The sequence below is a fragment of the Mesorhizobium sp. WSM4847 genome (assembly GCF_055811335.1).
In genome coordinates this window covers 174,198-188,320 of sequence record NZ_JBVVPY010000005.1, presented here as the reverse complement: position 1 = coordinate 188,320, position 14,123 = coordinate 174,198, and the positions used below count along the sequence as shown (strand labels likewise).

General features: G+C 62.2%; 9 protein-coding genes. 3 read left to right on the top strand and 6 right to left on the bottom strand.

The features are described 5' to 3' along the window. Positions 1 to 56: 56 nt before the first annotated feature. From AC0L28_RS09080 to topA, 5 genes are all read right to left on the bottom strand, one after another. Positions 57 to 1,232 carry an MFS transporter gene (locus tag AC0L28_RS09080; protein WP_023801086.1) on the bottom strand — a complete coding sequence of 392 codons (1,176 nt, stop codon included), beginning with the start codon at positions 1,230 to 1,232 and terminating at the stop codon, positions 57 to 59. 21 nt (positions 1,233 to 1,253) lie between these two features. Continuing rightward, the gene (locus AC0L28_RS09075) at positions 1,254 to 1,988 is read right to left on the bottom strand and encodes an NUDIX hydrolase (protein ID WP_128172324.1); all 735 of its coding nucleotides are present in this window, start codon (positions 1,986 to 1,988) and stop codon (positions 1,254 to 1,256) included. Positions 1,989 to 2,061: 73 nt separating this feature from the next. After that, positions 2,062 to 2,514: a DUF983 domain-containing protein gene (locus tag AC0L28_RS09070; protein WP_473476874.1), complete on the bottom strand. Its 453-nt coding sequence runs from the start codon at positions 2,512 to 2,514 to the stop codon at positions 2,062 to 2,064. After that, positions 2,514 to 4,820 (bottom strand): ribonuclease R, encoded by a 2,307-nt coding sequence (rnr, locus tag AC0L28_RS09065; protein ID WP_128172326.1) that lies wholly within the window; start codon positions 4,818 to 4,820, stop codon positions 2,514 to 2,516. The genes AC0L28_RS09070 and rnr overlap by 1 nt, the downstream gene beginning before the upstream one ends. Positions 4,821 to 4,826: 6 nt before the next feature. After that, the gene (topA, locus tag AC0L28_RS09060; protein WP_128168997.1) at positions 4,827 to 7,466 is read right to left on the bottom strand and encodes a type I DNA topoisomerase; all 2,640 of its coding nucleotides are present in this window, start codon (positions 7,464 to 7,466) and stop codon (positions 4,827 to 4,829) included. A 429-nt stretch (positions 7,467 to 7,895) separates the two neighbouring features. Between topA and AC0L28_RS09055 the strand changes: the two genes are divergently transcribed. Then, complete coding sequence (locus tag AC0L28_RS09055; protein WP_023801091.1) at positions 7,896 to 8,642, top strand: cytochrome c biogenesis CcdA family protein; 747 nt, start codon at positions 7,896 to 7,898, stop codon at positions 8,640 to 8,642. A gap of 68 nt (positions 8,643 to 8,710) precedes the next feature. On the opposite strand, the gene AC0L28_RS09050 is transcribed toward AC0L28_RS09055, so the two are convergent. Further along, positions 8,711 to 10,393: a caspase family protein gene (locus AC0L28_RS09050; RefSeq protein WP_473476871.1), complete on the bottom strand. Its 1,683-nt coding sequence runs from the start codon at positions 10,391 to 10,393 to the stop codon at positions 8,711 to 8,713. A 383-nt stretch (positions 10,394 to 10,776) separates the two neighbouring features. Between AC0L28_RS09050 and glmU the strand changes: the two genes are divergently transcribed. Together glmU and glmS are read left to right on the top strand one after the other, a co-directional pair. Beyond that, positions 10,777 to 12,138, top strand: coding sequence for a bifunctional UDP-N-acetylglucosamine diphosphorylase/glucosamine-1-phosphate N-acetyltransferase GlmU (gene glmU, locus AC0L28_RS09045; protein WP_473476868.1), 1,362 nt, complete (start codon positions 10,777 to 10,779; stop codon positions 12,136 to 12,138). A 157-nt stretch (positions 12,139 to 12,295) separates the two neighbouring features. Further along, entirely contained in the window at positions 12,296 to 14,119 is a 1,824-nt protein-coding gene (gene glmS, locus AC0L28_RS09040) for a glutamine--fructose-6-phosphate transaminase (isomerizing) (protein ID WP_027155143.1), read from the top strand. The last annotated feature ends 4 nt before the right edge of the window (positions 14,120 to 14,123 follow it).

The window sequence follows — 14,123 nt, the reverse complement described above, 5'->3', positions numbered from 1 at the left end:
TGCTGACACGGTTATGTCAGCAGCCTTGCGCCACCTGAGGCATTGATCGGGTCTTTTTACAGGATTTTTCGGATAAGCCTGGCGCCGACCAGCGCGATATAGAAGGCGAAGAACAAGCCGAGCGCCCAGCCGAAACCGGAGGGGCCGAAAAGGTCCATGCCGATGCCGATCGCCTGCGGGCCGAGCACCATGCCGACACCGTAGCAGAGCACGAAGGCAGCGTTGGCCGAGGCCAGGTCGTGGCCGGAAAGCTGCGAGCCGAGATGGGCCAGGCCGATCGTGTACATGGCCGCGACGACGCCGCCCCAGACGAACAGAAGCGCCGCCATCAGATGCCAGTTCTGCGCGAAGTGCGGCATGAAGATGGTGCCGGCAAGCCCGATGGTTGCACAGGCCAGAAGCAGATAACGGCGGTCGCTGACCCGGTCGCTGATCATGCCGAGCGGGATCTGCAACAGCACGTTGCCGAGGCCGATCATGGTGAGCAGCAGGGCGGCATCGGCCTCGGAGTAGCCGATGCGGTTGCCATAGACGGGAAACAGCGCAAAGCCACCGGTCTCGACCGCGCCGAACACCAGCACCGCAGCGGTCGCCGTCGGCACCAACCAGATGTAGCGCAGGAAGTTGCTGGTTTCGCCGTTGGAGACGATCGTCGGGCTCTCGTTGCGGGCCGCCAGAACTGGAATGGCGGCCAGCGTCACCAGCGCCATGATGACGCCGAAGGGCAGGAAGCCAGCGCTGCCGAGTTGGGCGAACAGCCACGGCCCGGCGGCAAAGCCGAGCGACAGCACGGTGGCGTAGATGCCGAGGACGAGACCGCGCCGGTGCGGCGGCGCCGATGTGCTGATCCAGAATTCCGACAGGATGAAAAGCACCGTCAGCGCGATGTGCAGCAGGACGCGCAACGGAAACCACATCCAGAAGTCCGGTGCGAAATGGAAGCCGACAAAGGCCAGCACTCCGGTGGCGATCATGGCGAGCATCGTCCTGGCGACGCCGAACCGCATCGCCAGCGGGGTGGCGAGCGGTGCGCCGGCGATCGAGGCGAGGCCGGCGACAGCGGTGTTGAAGCCGATCATCGACGCCGAATGGCCACGCGTTTCGAGAATGACGCTGAGCAGCGGCATGCCGAGGCCGATGGCGATGCCGACGACGCTGATCGACGAGATCGCCGCGATCATCGGCAGCCAATGGACGCGTTCTTCGACCTCTTGCTGGGTATCGACTGTCATGGGATGTGAATGCTCTATGCTCTAAAGAATTTCGCGAACGAAGCGATTGCCGACAAGCCGGTAGAAAGGCACGGAACCACCGGGGCGCAGCCGCGGATCGTCGACGAGCCGCTTTTCCAGCTCCTCCAGGATAGCCCTGGTGATGTCGGGCACATCAGCTTCTCTGGCCTTGGCGAGCGGCAGCCAGACCAGTTCCTCCAGCTCGTTGGTCGGACCGCCGTCCGGCAGCTCCACGGCGACGTCTTCGCGCCAGGCGCTGAAGAAGCGCGTGTCGAAGCGCCGCACCCGGTTTGGCGGGGTGATGGCGCGCGCGATGAAGCGCAGCGCTTCCAGCGACGGTCTTACGCCGTGCTCGGCGAAACCCTGCCAATCGCGCCTGGTCGTGGCGAAGGCGCCCTTCTGGCCGATCAGCAGGCCGGCTTCTTCATAGGTCTCGCGAATCGCCGACAGGGCGATGGCGCGGGCGCGGGCCGGGCTGGTGCGGCCGACGCCGGCAGTCAGCCTCGCCTGCTCCTCAGGGTGCAGCGCTGTGGCAACGGGAATTCGGCTGTCGGCCGGATCGGTACGGCCACCGGGAAAGACGAATTTCCCCGGCATGAAGGCGTGACGGGCGTGGCGCCTGCCCATCAGCACCAGGAACTCGGCGCCCCTGCGGTCGAGCAGGATCAGCGTCGCGGCGTCGCGCGGGCGTATAGGCCTGGCGTCGAGCGCGATCGGCTCAACCTTGTCGACTTCCGCCTTGGTCATAACGTCCATGCGCACGACCTAGCGGAATCTTCTTCGATGCGAAAGTGGCGTCCAGCCATGCCGATTTGCGCCAGCCTCGGTTTCAAGCCTCGGGATGCGACTCGATCAGATCTTCTTCCCCGCCGAAGCCGTGCATATAGAACGCCCATTGCAGGCCGATGACGGCGCCCTTGACCGGCTGCAGCAAGACGATCGCCATGAGGATGGTCAGCGGCACCCAGATGGCGATGTGCTGCCAGGTGGACAGAGTGGAGGCCGCTTCGACACCCATGAAGGCGCCGAGCACGATGTGGCCGACGATGGCCACCACCAGATAGGCCGGCAGGTCGTCGGCGCGGTGGTGATGAAGCGCCTCGCCGCAATGATCGCATGTATCGACGGTCTTGACGAAGGCGCGAAACAGCTTTCCCTCGCCGCAATGCGGGCAACGGCCAAGCGCGCCACGCTTCATCGCCGTCCACAGCGGGCGGGCGATCCGGCCCGAGTGCTGTTGGCCGCCGAAAACCTGTTCGTTCTTTTTCAGATCGCTTGGCATTACCGTCTCCTGCCGCGCGAGCCTGGACGCGATTGCGACGCACGGGCGCGGCCCTTGGCCTTGTGAAACGACCGTTTGGAGCCGGGCAGCGGCTTTGGGTCGGTCAGCATCTCGAAACGCATCGCGCCGGCCATAGGCGCCACCTCGATCAGGCGAACCTCGACGCGGTCGGCAAGCTGATAGCCCTTGCCGGTGCGTTCTCCGAAAAGCGATCGGGCAGTTTCGTCGTATATATAGTAATCGCCGCCCAGACTTGACACCGGAATGAAACCATCTGCGCCATACTGCGGCAATTGGACAAATAGTCCCGATTTGGTGACGCCCGAAATGCGTGCATCGAAGCGATCGTCGACACGCTCTGCCAGATAGGCGGCGATCAGCCGGTCGACCGTGTCGCGCTCGGCGGCCATGGCGCGGCGCTCGGTGGCTGAGATCAGCGCAGAAACTTCTTCCAGCCGCTCCGCTTCATCCTGCGTCAGTCCGCCTGCACCGAAGCCGAGCGCGGCAATCAGCCCGCGATGCACGATCAGGTCGGCATATCTGCGGATCGGCGAGGTGAAGTGCGCATAGCGTTTCAGGTTGAGGCCGAAATGGCCGATATTGCTTGGCGAATATTCGGCCTGCATCTGCGTGCGCAGCACCACCTCGTTGACCAGCCCCTCATGGTCGGCGCCGCGGACGCGATCCAGGATGCCGTTGAACTGGTTTGGCCGCATCTGGGCGCCGCGCGCCAGCGAAAGGCCAAGCGTCTGCAGGAATTCACGCAGCGATTCCTGCTTGGCGAGCGAAGGTGCGTCATGGATGCGGTAGACCAGCGCCTGTCGTTTCGCCTCCAGCGTCTCGGCCGCCGCGACATTGGCCTGGATCATGAATTCTTCGATCAGCTTGTGCGCGTCAAGCCGCTCCGGCACGACGACGCGGTCGACGGTGCCGTCCTCCTTGAGCAGGATTTTCCGCTCCGGCAGTTCGAGTTCGAGCGGCTGGCGCGTCTCACGACCGCGCTTCACCACGGCATAAGCGTCCCACAGCGGCTTCATCACGGTGTCGAGGATCGGGCCGGTCTTGTCGTCCGGCGCGCCGTCGATCGCGGCCTGCGCCTGGCGATAGGCGAGTTTTGCCGCCGATTTCATCATGATGCGGTGGAACGAATGCCTGAGCTTGCGGCCATCGGCCGAAAAGGTCATGCGGACCGCCAGCGCCGGGCGGTCCTGGCCTTCGCGCAGCGAACAAAGGTCGTTGGAGATGCGCTCCGGCAGCATCGGCACGACGCGATCCGGGAAATAGACCGAATTGCCGCGCTTCAGCGCCTCGCGGTCGAGCGCGGTGCCATAGCGCACGTAAGCGGCGACATCGGCAATCGCCACGGTAACGACCACGCCGCCGGGGTTCTTCTCGTCTGGATCTGCTGTCGCGAACACGGCGTCGTCATGGTCCTTGGCGTCGGCCGGATCGATGGTGATCAGCGGCAGGTCGCGCCAGTCTTCGCGGCCGGCCAGCGTCGCCGGTTTGACCGCCTCCGCCTCGGCGATGACGTCTGCCGGGAAAATATGCGGAATGTCGTGCGCGTGGATGGCGATCATCGAGACCGCCTTTTCGCTGGTCAGCGAACCCAGCACCGCCAGCACCTTGGCCCTGGGCAGCCCGTAGCGGGAGGCCCGCGCCGGCTCGACCTCGACCAGATCGCCGTTCTTGGCGCCGTTCTGGAATTCCTTGTCGACGACCAGCTCCGGCTGGCGCCTTTCGACAGGCTCGATGCGGAAGGTACCGTCCTGCAGCACGCGAAAAACGCCGAGAACAGCATCGGTGCGCTTCTCGAAGATCTTCATCACCCGCCCGGTATAGGCAGGGCCGGTCGCATCATCGGTTGGAAAGGTCTTGGCCAGCACGCGGTCGCCAATGCCCGGTGTCGGGCCGCCGCCGCCGCGCGACACGCGTATCGCTATGACAGGAGGCTCGCCGTTGCCCACCGCTTCGGTTGGGTGCGCCAAAAGCACGCCGTCGGCATCGCGGCCAAAGATGTCGAGCACGGCGACATGGGCGAGGGAGCCGACGCGGGCGAGCCGCTTGCGCTCCTTGGTCAGCAGGCCTTCATCCTGCAAGTCGCGCAAAACGTCCTTCAGCCAGATACGGTCCTCGCCGCGCAGTGCGAACGCCTTGGCGATGTCGCGTTTGCCTGAGCGATCCGGATTTTCGGCGATATAGCGTAGGATTTCGTCGCGGGACGGCCGGTAATCATCCTTGACCTTGGCCCGGGTGTCGGCGGTGCGCAGATCGCCATGACTTCTTCCGGATACCCTGCGCGCCACGATGCACTATCCCTTTTTGTTGGCCACTTTCTTGGCCGCCATTTTTTGGGCCGCCGGTTTTTTGGCCGCAGGCTTTTTGGCAGGTGCGGCCGCTTTGCGGAAGGGCTTTCTGCCGCCATTGCCGCCCTTGGCTTCCTTTTCGGCAATCAGCGCCACCGCGTCTTCGATCGTCACCGACTGCGGGTCCTTGCCCTTCGGCAGCGTCGCATTGACCTTGCCGAAATTAACATAAGGCCCGTATTTGCCGTCACGCACGACGATCTTGCCGCCGCCCGCCGGATGCTCGCCAAGTTCCTTCAAGGCGGCGGGCGTGCCGCCATTGCGACCGCCGGGGCCTTTCAACTGCTTCTCGGCGATCACCGACACGGCGCGGTTGAGACCGATCGAGAACACGTCCTCGATGTTGTCGAGATTGGCGTAGGTGCCGTCATGCAGCACGAACGGACCGTAGCGCCCCAGCCCGGCCGAGATCATCTTGCCGGATTCCGGATGCTTGCCGACGTCGCGCGGCAGCGACAGCAGGGCGAGGGCTTTTTCGTGGTCGATCGAATCGACGGTCCAGCCCTTGGGCAGGCTGGAGCGCTTGGCTTCCTTGCCGTCGCCGCGCTGGACATAGGGCCCGAAACGACCACTGCGCAGCGTGATTTCCTCCGCTGTGTAGGGGTCCTTGCCCAGCACCTTGGTGCCATCCTCGCCATTGCCGTTTTCGGCATTGGGGTTGGCGGCGTCGCCGAGCTGGCGGGTGAAGGAGCATTCGGGATAGTTCGAGCAGCCGACAAAGGCGCCGAATTTGCCGAGCTTCAGCGACAGGTTGCCGGTGCCGCATTTCGGGCAGATCCGCGGATTTGAACCGTCTTCCCGTGCGGGAAACACCAGAGGCGCCAGTTCCTCGTTGAGGGCGTCGAGCACGTCGGTGACGCGCAATTCCTTGATGTCGGCGACGGCGCCTGAAAAATCCTTCCAGAAATCGCGCAGCACATCCTTCCAGGCGAGCTTGCCGTCGGAAATCTCGTCGAGTTTTTCCTCCAGCGAGGCGGTGAAGTCATATTCGACATAGCGCTCGAAGAAGCTCTCGAGGAAGGCCGACAACAGTCGGCCCTTGGCCTGCGGCAACAGCTTGCGCTTGTCCATGCTGACGTAGTCGCGGTCCTCCAGCGTCTTCAGGATCGCCGTGTAGGTCGACGGCCGGCCGATGCCGAGCTCTTCCAGCTTCTTGATCAGCGAGGCTTCCGAATAGCGCGGCGGCGGTTCGGTGGTGTGCTGGGTGGCGTTGATGGCCTCGCGGTCGAGCTGTTCGCCGGCACGGATCTCGGGCAGACGGCGGTCTTCCTCGTCTTCCGCATCCTCGTCCTTCTGGTCGGTATAGGCGGCAATGAAGCCATCGAAGCGAACGACCGAACCGACGGCGCGAAGCTCCGCGCTGCGGGCGCCGTTGACCGCCTCGATTTCGACCGTGGTGCGCTCGATCTCGGCTGGCTGCATCTGGCTGGCGATGGCGCGTTTCCAGACAATCTCGTAAAGCCGCGCCTGGTCGGCATCGAGATATTGCCTGACCGAAGCCGGCGTGCGCATGAAGTCGGTCGGGCGGATGGCTTCGTGCGCTTCCTGGGCGTTCTTGGCCTTGGTGGTGTAGTTGCGCGGCTTTTCGGGCAGGTATTTTGGGCCGAACTCTTTTGCGATCGCATCGCGCGCGGCTGATATCGCCTCGGGCGCCATCTGCACGCCGTCGGTTCGCATATAGGTGATCAGGCCGGTGGTCTCGCCGCCGATGTCCATGCCTTCATAGAGCCGCTGCGCCACCTGCATGGTGCGGCTTGCCGAAAAACCGAGGCGCGAGGAGGCGGCCTGCTGCAGCGTCGAGGTGGTGAAGGGCGGGCCTGGATTGCGCCTGGTCGGCTTGGCTTCGACCGACAGCGCCTTGAAGGTCGCGCCATCCAGCATCGCCTTGATGTCGTCGGCCTGCGCCTTGTTCGAAATGTCGAGCTTTTGCAGTTTTTTGCGATCGAAGGCGGTCAGCCGCGCCTCGAAATTATCCTTGCGCGGCGTGCCGAGAATGGCGGCGATCTGCCAGTATTCCTCGCGGATGAAGCGCTCGATTTCCAATTCGCGGTCGCAGACGAGGCGCAGTGCCACCGACTGGACGCGGCCGGCGGAGCGGGCGCCCGGCAGCTTGCGCCACAGCACGGGCGACAGCGTGAAGCCGACGAGATAGTCGAGCGCGCGGCGGGCGAGATAGGCGTCGACCAGCGGCGCATCGATCTGGCGCGGATTGGCCATCGCTTCCAGCACCGACGATTTGGTGATGGCGTTGAAGACGACGCGGCTGACCGGCTTGTCCTTCAGCGCGCGCTTCTGCTTCAGCACTTCCAGAACATGCCAGGAAATGGCTTCGCCCTCGCGATCCGGGTCGGTGGCGAGGATCAGGCCGTCGGCGTCCTTGACCGCCTTGGCGATGTCGGCAAGACGTTTGCTCGAGGCGGTGTCGACAGCCCAGGACATGGCAAAATCCTCGTCCGGACGCACCGAGCCATCCTTGGCCGGCAGATCGCGGACGTGGCCGAACGAGGCCAGGACCTTGTAGTTCTTTCCGAGGTACTTGTTGATTGTCTTCGCTTTGGCCGGCGATTCGACGACGACGACGTCCATGAGGTCTCATATCAGCTGTGGTGCGGCAGAAGAATTCCGCTGCGCGCGACGAAATCTCGTATAATTGTCGCTCACATGGCCGTGCTTTTGCATCCGGTCAAGGGGAAGCGCCCAAAATGCAGTCCTGCTTTGAGCGCGCAACCTAGGGATGCGTCATGTGATATCCGCTATCCTGGATAGGGAGAGCGGCTGCCCTGATCGTTGGACAAACCGGCAATGAATCCGGGAGAACGGGACAAATACTTCCGCCGATATAAGAGAAACATCGATCACGCGCCAGCCCTGGTTTGAAGAGACGGGCGGCATGATGCGACGCTGACGGGCGAGACAGGCGTGGCAAGCGGCCGTCTGCGACTTGCCACGCGATGGTGATTGGCGGATCGGCGCGGTCGCGGCTATATGGCAGCGCAAACCATCAGGAGTTCGGGAATGGCGTTGGATATCGGCTATGTCAGCGCGGTCGGGGCGGGGGCGATCTCGTTCCTGTCGCCTTGCGTGCTGCCGCTGGTGCCGCCCTATCTCTGCTATATGGCCGGCGTGTCGGTCGATGATTTCCGCGGCAATGCCGGCGTCACCGCCAAGGCCGACGCACGCGGCGCGCTGCTTTTTGCCTCGATCGCCTTTGTTCTCGGCTTCTCGACCGTCTTCGTGGCGCTGGGCGCCGGCGCCTCGACCATTGGCCGGCTGCTGCGCGTCTGGCAGGAGCCGCTGGGGATGGCGGCTGGCGTGCTGATCATCCTGATGGGTCTGAACTTTCTCGGCATATTGCGCATCCCGATGCTGTCGCGCGAGGCGCGCTTCCAGTCGCAGGGCAAGCCGGCCAGTATCGTTGCCGCCTATGTCATGGGACTGGCCTTCGCCTTCGGCTGGACACCCTGCATCGGACCGGTGCTGGGGCCGATCCTGACGCTGGCCGGCGGCCGCGAGACGGTCGGCGAGGGCGCGGCTCTGCTTGCCGCCTATTCGCTTGGCCTCGGCATACCGTTCCTGGTCGCGGCGCTGTTTTCCGGCGCCTTCATGCGCTTTCTCGCAAAATTCCGCGTCCATCTCGGCCGCGTCGAAAAGGCAATGGGCGCGCTGCTGGTCGTCGCGGGCGTGCTTTTTCTGACCGGCGGCGTGCAGGCTGCATCCTACTGGCTGCTGGAGAATTTCCCGGTGCTGGGGCAGTTGGGGTAGGTCTGTACCCGCAAACCCATGCTGGCCCACAGAATTTGACCTATACTCAATCTGCGACAAAGATACTGCTACTGAATTGGTGCCATTTTGTCTATTTCAACAACGCCTGCACACTCTCCGCCTACATGGTAGAATTTACCTTTACCTCTGTTACCGTTTATCTTTCCGTTTAAAATATTGCTTTCTTTTTTCCCCTCGTGAACAAAGCGATGTATTATTCTTAAGGTGCCATCGCTCGCGATTTTTCCTTCCCACTTTGGGGCAGAAATCTTACCGCTTTTGATCGAAACATTTGCTGTAATCTCCCGCCACCCGCACAACGAATTGGTGGCACGTCTCGTCAAAGCCCATCTTCCGTCGAAAGCACTTAAACCGGCAGACCCTGCACCCGTGCAACGACCCTCTCGTGCCTCCATTCCGTCAGCACAAAGAAGGGGGCAGACCCTAGCCCGAATTGCTTTCAGCCCTTTTAGAAGGTAGCCCGTCGGCTCGACCGACGCGAGCTTAATCCCTTGCCGCTTCGCATAGTCGTTCAAAGCTTTCTGGCTGGCGGAACCCCATTTTCCGTCGACCTGGCCAGTAAGGCATCCGATTCGGGCCAACTCCCTCTGGGTGGAAAGAGGAAGTTCGCCGGAGCCATCAGAATCTACTGAAGACCTCTCCGGTTGGACTTCCGGATTGGGATGTTCAAGCCTGGCGACGGTCTTGACGTCGTCTGAAGCCTTTGCGACAGGCCTCCCTTGCACGCGATCTTGTTCTGCCTTTTGTCGTTCAGTCGCCTGCCGTTGCAAATCGACCCGACTGTTTATTGCGTCGATCTTTAACTTGGCTAGGGCTACAAACGCGCCATTCGGATATTGCTGTAGGTACGCTTGAAAGAAACTCTTGTCCGCCGAGTCCTTGATCGTTTCCCAATAAGCGATCTCAACCGCATTGTCAGGCCCGACTGGTACCGGCGTGCGGGCGGATTCCGCCTTCGGCTCCTGAATCGGGAGAGGATTCAACACCACATCGCCCGTGAGCGAGGAATTGTCCCATGGAACTTGCTTTCCATACGTCGCTTCGAGCACATCTCGTCGCACATGAACGAGGTCGCGGGTGATATCCTGCCCCGGCGTGCCGAGGTGCCTGAGCAATGCAGTTGTGAAGGGGGAGTTTCTACCTGACCCGTCGAATGCCACGTTGCCCGGCTGCGTTGCGAATGCGATGAGAGAACCGACACCGCTGCCAAGCTTGGCTAGACCCCGACCCACAGAACCGGATCGTGTTCCCATCGACCGGGCAAGATTCTCGGCGAGCGGGTTGTCCCGGCAGGCATCGAGGAAGACAAGATTGACCTTAGAAGCGCGCTCCATCGCCGCAAGAACAAGGTCCATCGGCAGTGTCTCGAAATCGAGGTCGTCATAGGACGACAGGTGAGCATCCACAGGCGCCATATAATTGTTGCCGTTAACCTGCAGGCCATGCCCGGAATAATAGAACAGCGCAATGTCCGCCCTATCGAGCTTCTTGATAAAGTTCCGTATCGTGACACGCATCCTGGCCAAATCGAGATCCAGACCGGTCACTACCTCGAAGCCCAAATCTTTCAATTTGGCGGTCATGTCGCTGGCATCGTTCGTGGGGTTAGGAAGTCCGTGTACGTTTTGGTACGCCGAATTACCCATCACCAGCGCAACGCGCCTATCTGCGAGCGCATCCGCCGAAACAGCTGTAAACAATAAGATGAGGATAAAACGAACGCTGCGCATGGCAGGAACAACTCCCCCCGAGCGAACGTATCAGATGCTAATATAACGGAAAAGACCTATCACTGGCAGGAAATGGCCAGATCATTGCCCATGCTTCCACGTAAGGAGCGTAAGTCGTGCAGGGTGGCTGTTTGAATTCATTCCATCTCCGATGCCAATTTCCGCGCAAACGCCAAGGCTTGGCGGCTGCAGCCGCTGCAAAAGCTGAAACCGGAGATGTAGGGTAACCACCTGATCGCCCGCCTAGACCTACTGATCAAAAGTCAGTTGCTCGACCACCTCACCGGAATTTAACCGCATTGGTGCAGCATGGCGCCAAATGCTAGTGAAATTCTGGGCTAGACATGCCTTGATTCCCAACCCTCTTCATACGGTCGCATTCCATGAGCCAGAGAACCTGCCTGTCCGTCATCCTCGCCGCCGGCGAGGGCACGCGCATGAAAAGCGCCGTGCCAAAAGTGCTGCACCCAATCGCCGGCCTGCCGATGGTCGCCCATGTCGTGAGGGCTGCTGAAGCCGCAGGTAGCGGCGATCTGGCGCTGGTGATCGGCCATGGCGCGGACGAGATGCGCAAGGCCACGCAAAAATTCGCGCCGAGGGCGGAGACCTTCGTCCAGGACAAGCGGCTCGGCACGGCGCATGCCGTTCTGGCGGCCCGCGACGCGATCTCAAAAGGTTACGACGACATCCTCGTGATGTTCGGCGACACGCCGCTGATCGACCCGGAGGTGCTGAGTGCTGCGCGTCTGAAACTGGCCGAAGGCGCTGCCGTCGTTGTGGTCGGCTTCCGCACGTCAAATCCGTCCGGCTATGGCCGGCTGATCGAAAAAGGCGGCAAGCTCATCGCCATCCGCGAGGAAAAGGACTGCACCGACGAGGAGAAGAAAATCACCTTCTGCAATGGCGGTCTGATGGCGGTTGCCGGCAAGCACGCGCTGACGCTGCTCGATCAAGTCGGCAACAACAACGCCAAGGGCGAATACTATCTCACCGACATCGTCGAGATCGCCGGCGGGCAGGGTTTTGACGTCGTTGCTGCAGAAGCCGGCTTCGAGAATGTGCTCGGCATCAACAACCGTGCCGAACTGGCTGCGGCGGAAGGCATCTGGCAGACGCGCCGGCGGCGCGAAGCCATGCTCTCCGGCGTCACATTGATCGCGCCGGAAACCGTCTTCTTTTCGCACGATACCGAGATCGGTGCCGATACGATCGTCGAGCCCAATGTCTGGTTTGGGCCGGGCGTGACAATCGCCACTGGCGCCAAGATCCATGCCTTCAGTCATATTGAAGGCGCCACGATCGCTTCGAATTGCGATGTTGGTCCGTTTGCGCGGCTGCGGCCGGGCGCCGATCTCCGGCAAAAAGCCAAGGTCGGCAATTTCTGCGAGGTCAAGCAGGCGACGGTCGAGGAGGGCGCCAAGGTCAATCACCTGACCTATATCGGCGATGCCCGCGTCGGCGCCGGCGCCAATATCGGCGCTGGAACCATCACCTGCAATTATGACGGCTACTCGAAGTTCTTCACCGATATCGGCGAGGGCGCTTTCGTCGGCTCGAATTCGTCGCTGGTGGCGCCTGTTGCAATCGGCAAGGGCGGCTACATCGCTTCGGGCAGCGTGATCACCGAAAGCGTGCCCGACGATGCGCTCGCCTTCGGCCGCGCCCGCCAGAGGACGCTGCCCGGCAAGGGCAAGGAATTGCGCGAGCGTTTTGCTGCGGCTGCGGCTGCCCGGAAAAAAGGCTAGCCTGGCTGCGGTAACCGGATTGCAAGAGCGCCCTGTCATGGTGCATCTGTGCAGAACCGTTCCGGCTGATACGGAACGAAACGCAATGTGATTTTCGCGGCAGCCCGGCCAACCCTAAATGGCGCCGGGTTTTCATGCCGGAATCGGGGCAACGTCTATGTGCGGTATCGTCGGAATTGTCAGCCACTCGCCGGTCGCGCCGCTCATCGTCGATGCGCTGAAAAGGCTCGAATATCGCGGTTATGATTCGGCCGGCGTCGCCACCGTCGAGCACGGCCAGCTGGCGCGTCGCCGCGCCGAGGGCAAGCTGATCAATCTCGAACGCCGGCTGAAGGACGAACCGCTCGACGGCATGATCGGCATCGGCCACACGCGCTGGGCGACGCACGGCGTGCCCAACGAGACCAATGCGCATCCGCATTTTTCCGACGGCGTCGCCATCGTCCACAACGGCATCATCGAGAATTTCGCCGAACTGCGCGACGAACTGATGCGCGACGGCTACACATTTTCGTCGCAGACCGATACCGAGGTCGTCGCACATCTGGTCGGGCGCGAACTGGCCAGGGGCCTGCAGCCGGTCGAGGCCGCGCACCAGGCGCTGAAGCGGCTGGAAGGCGCCTTTGCGCTGGCCATCATGTTCAGGGGCGACGAGGATCTCATCGTTGGCGCGCGCAACGGCCCGCCGCTGGCCGTAGGCCATGGCGATGGCGAGATGTTTTTGGGCTCCGACGCCATCGCGCTTGCCCCCTTCACCAATTCGATCACCTATCTGGAGGATGGCGACTGGGCGGTGGTGCGCCGCAACGACGTCGCCATCTTCGACATGGACGGCAACAAGGTCGACCGCAAGCGCCAGCAGTCGCTCAGCACCAGCTTCATGGTCGACAAGGGCAACCGGCGCCATTTCATGGAGAAGGAAATCCATGAACAGCCCGAGGTGATCTCGCACACGCTGGCGCATTATGTGGATTTCGTTGGCGGCGTCTCGAAGCCGCTCGACCTGCCGTTCGATTTCGCCAAAATCGACCGGCTGGCGATTTCGGCCTGCGGCACTGCCTATCTGGCCGGCCTGATCAGCAAATACTGGTTCGAGCGCTATGCGCGTCTGCCGGTCGACATCGATGTCGCTTCGGAATTCCGTTACCGTGAAATGCCGCTGTCGAAGACAGACGCCGCCTTCTTCATCTCGCAATCGGGCGAGACCGCCGACACGCTGGCCTCGCTGCGCTATTGCCGCAAGGCGGGCATGAAGATCGGCGCGGTCGTCAATGTCCGCGAATCGACGATGGCGCGCGAATCCGACGTCATCCTGCCGACGCTGGCCGGACCGGAGATCGGCGTCGCCTCGACCAAGGCCTTCACCTGTCAATTGTCGGTGCTGGCCTCGCTTGCCGTGCGGGCCGGCGTGGCGCGCGGAACGATTTCGCAGGAACAGGAAACGACGCTGGTCCGCCAACTGTCGGAAGCGCCGCGCTATGCCAACCAGGTCCTGAAGCTCGACGGCCAGATCGAAAAGGTCGCGCGCGACCTCTCGCACTACAAGAACGTGCTTTATCTTGGCCGCGATACCAATTTCCCGCTGGCCATGGAAGGCGCGCTGAAGCTCAAGGAAATCTCCTATATCCATGCCGAGGGCTATGCTGCCGGCGAGCTGAAGCACGGGCCGATCGCGCTGATCGACGAGAACATGCCGGTGATCGTCATTGCCCCGCATGACCGGATTTTTGAAAAAACCGTGTCGAACATGCAGGAAGTGGCGGCGCGCGGCGGCAAGATCATCCTGATCACCGACAGCAAGGGTGCCGCGCACGCCACGGTGAAGACGATGGAGACGATCGTGCTGCCGGACGTGCCGGAAATCATCTCGCCGATCATCTACGCGCTGCCGATCCAGATGCTGGCCTATTTCACCGCGGTGTTCATGGGCACCGACGTCGACCAGCCGCGCAACCTGGCGAAATCGGTGACGGTGGAATAGGCGT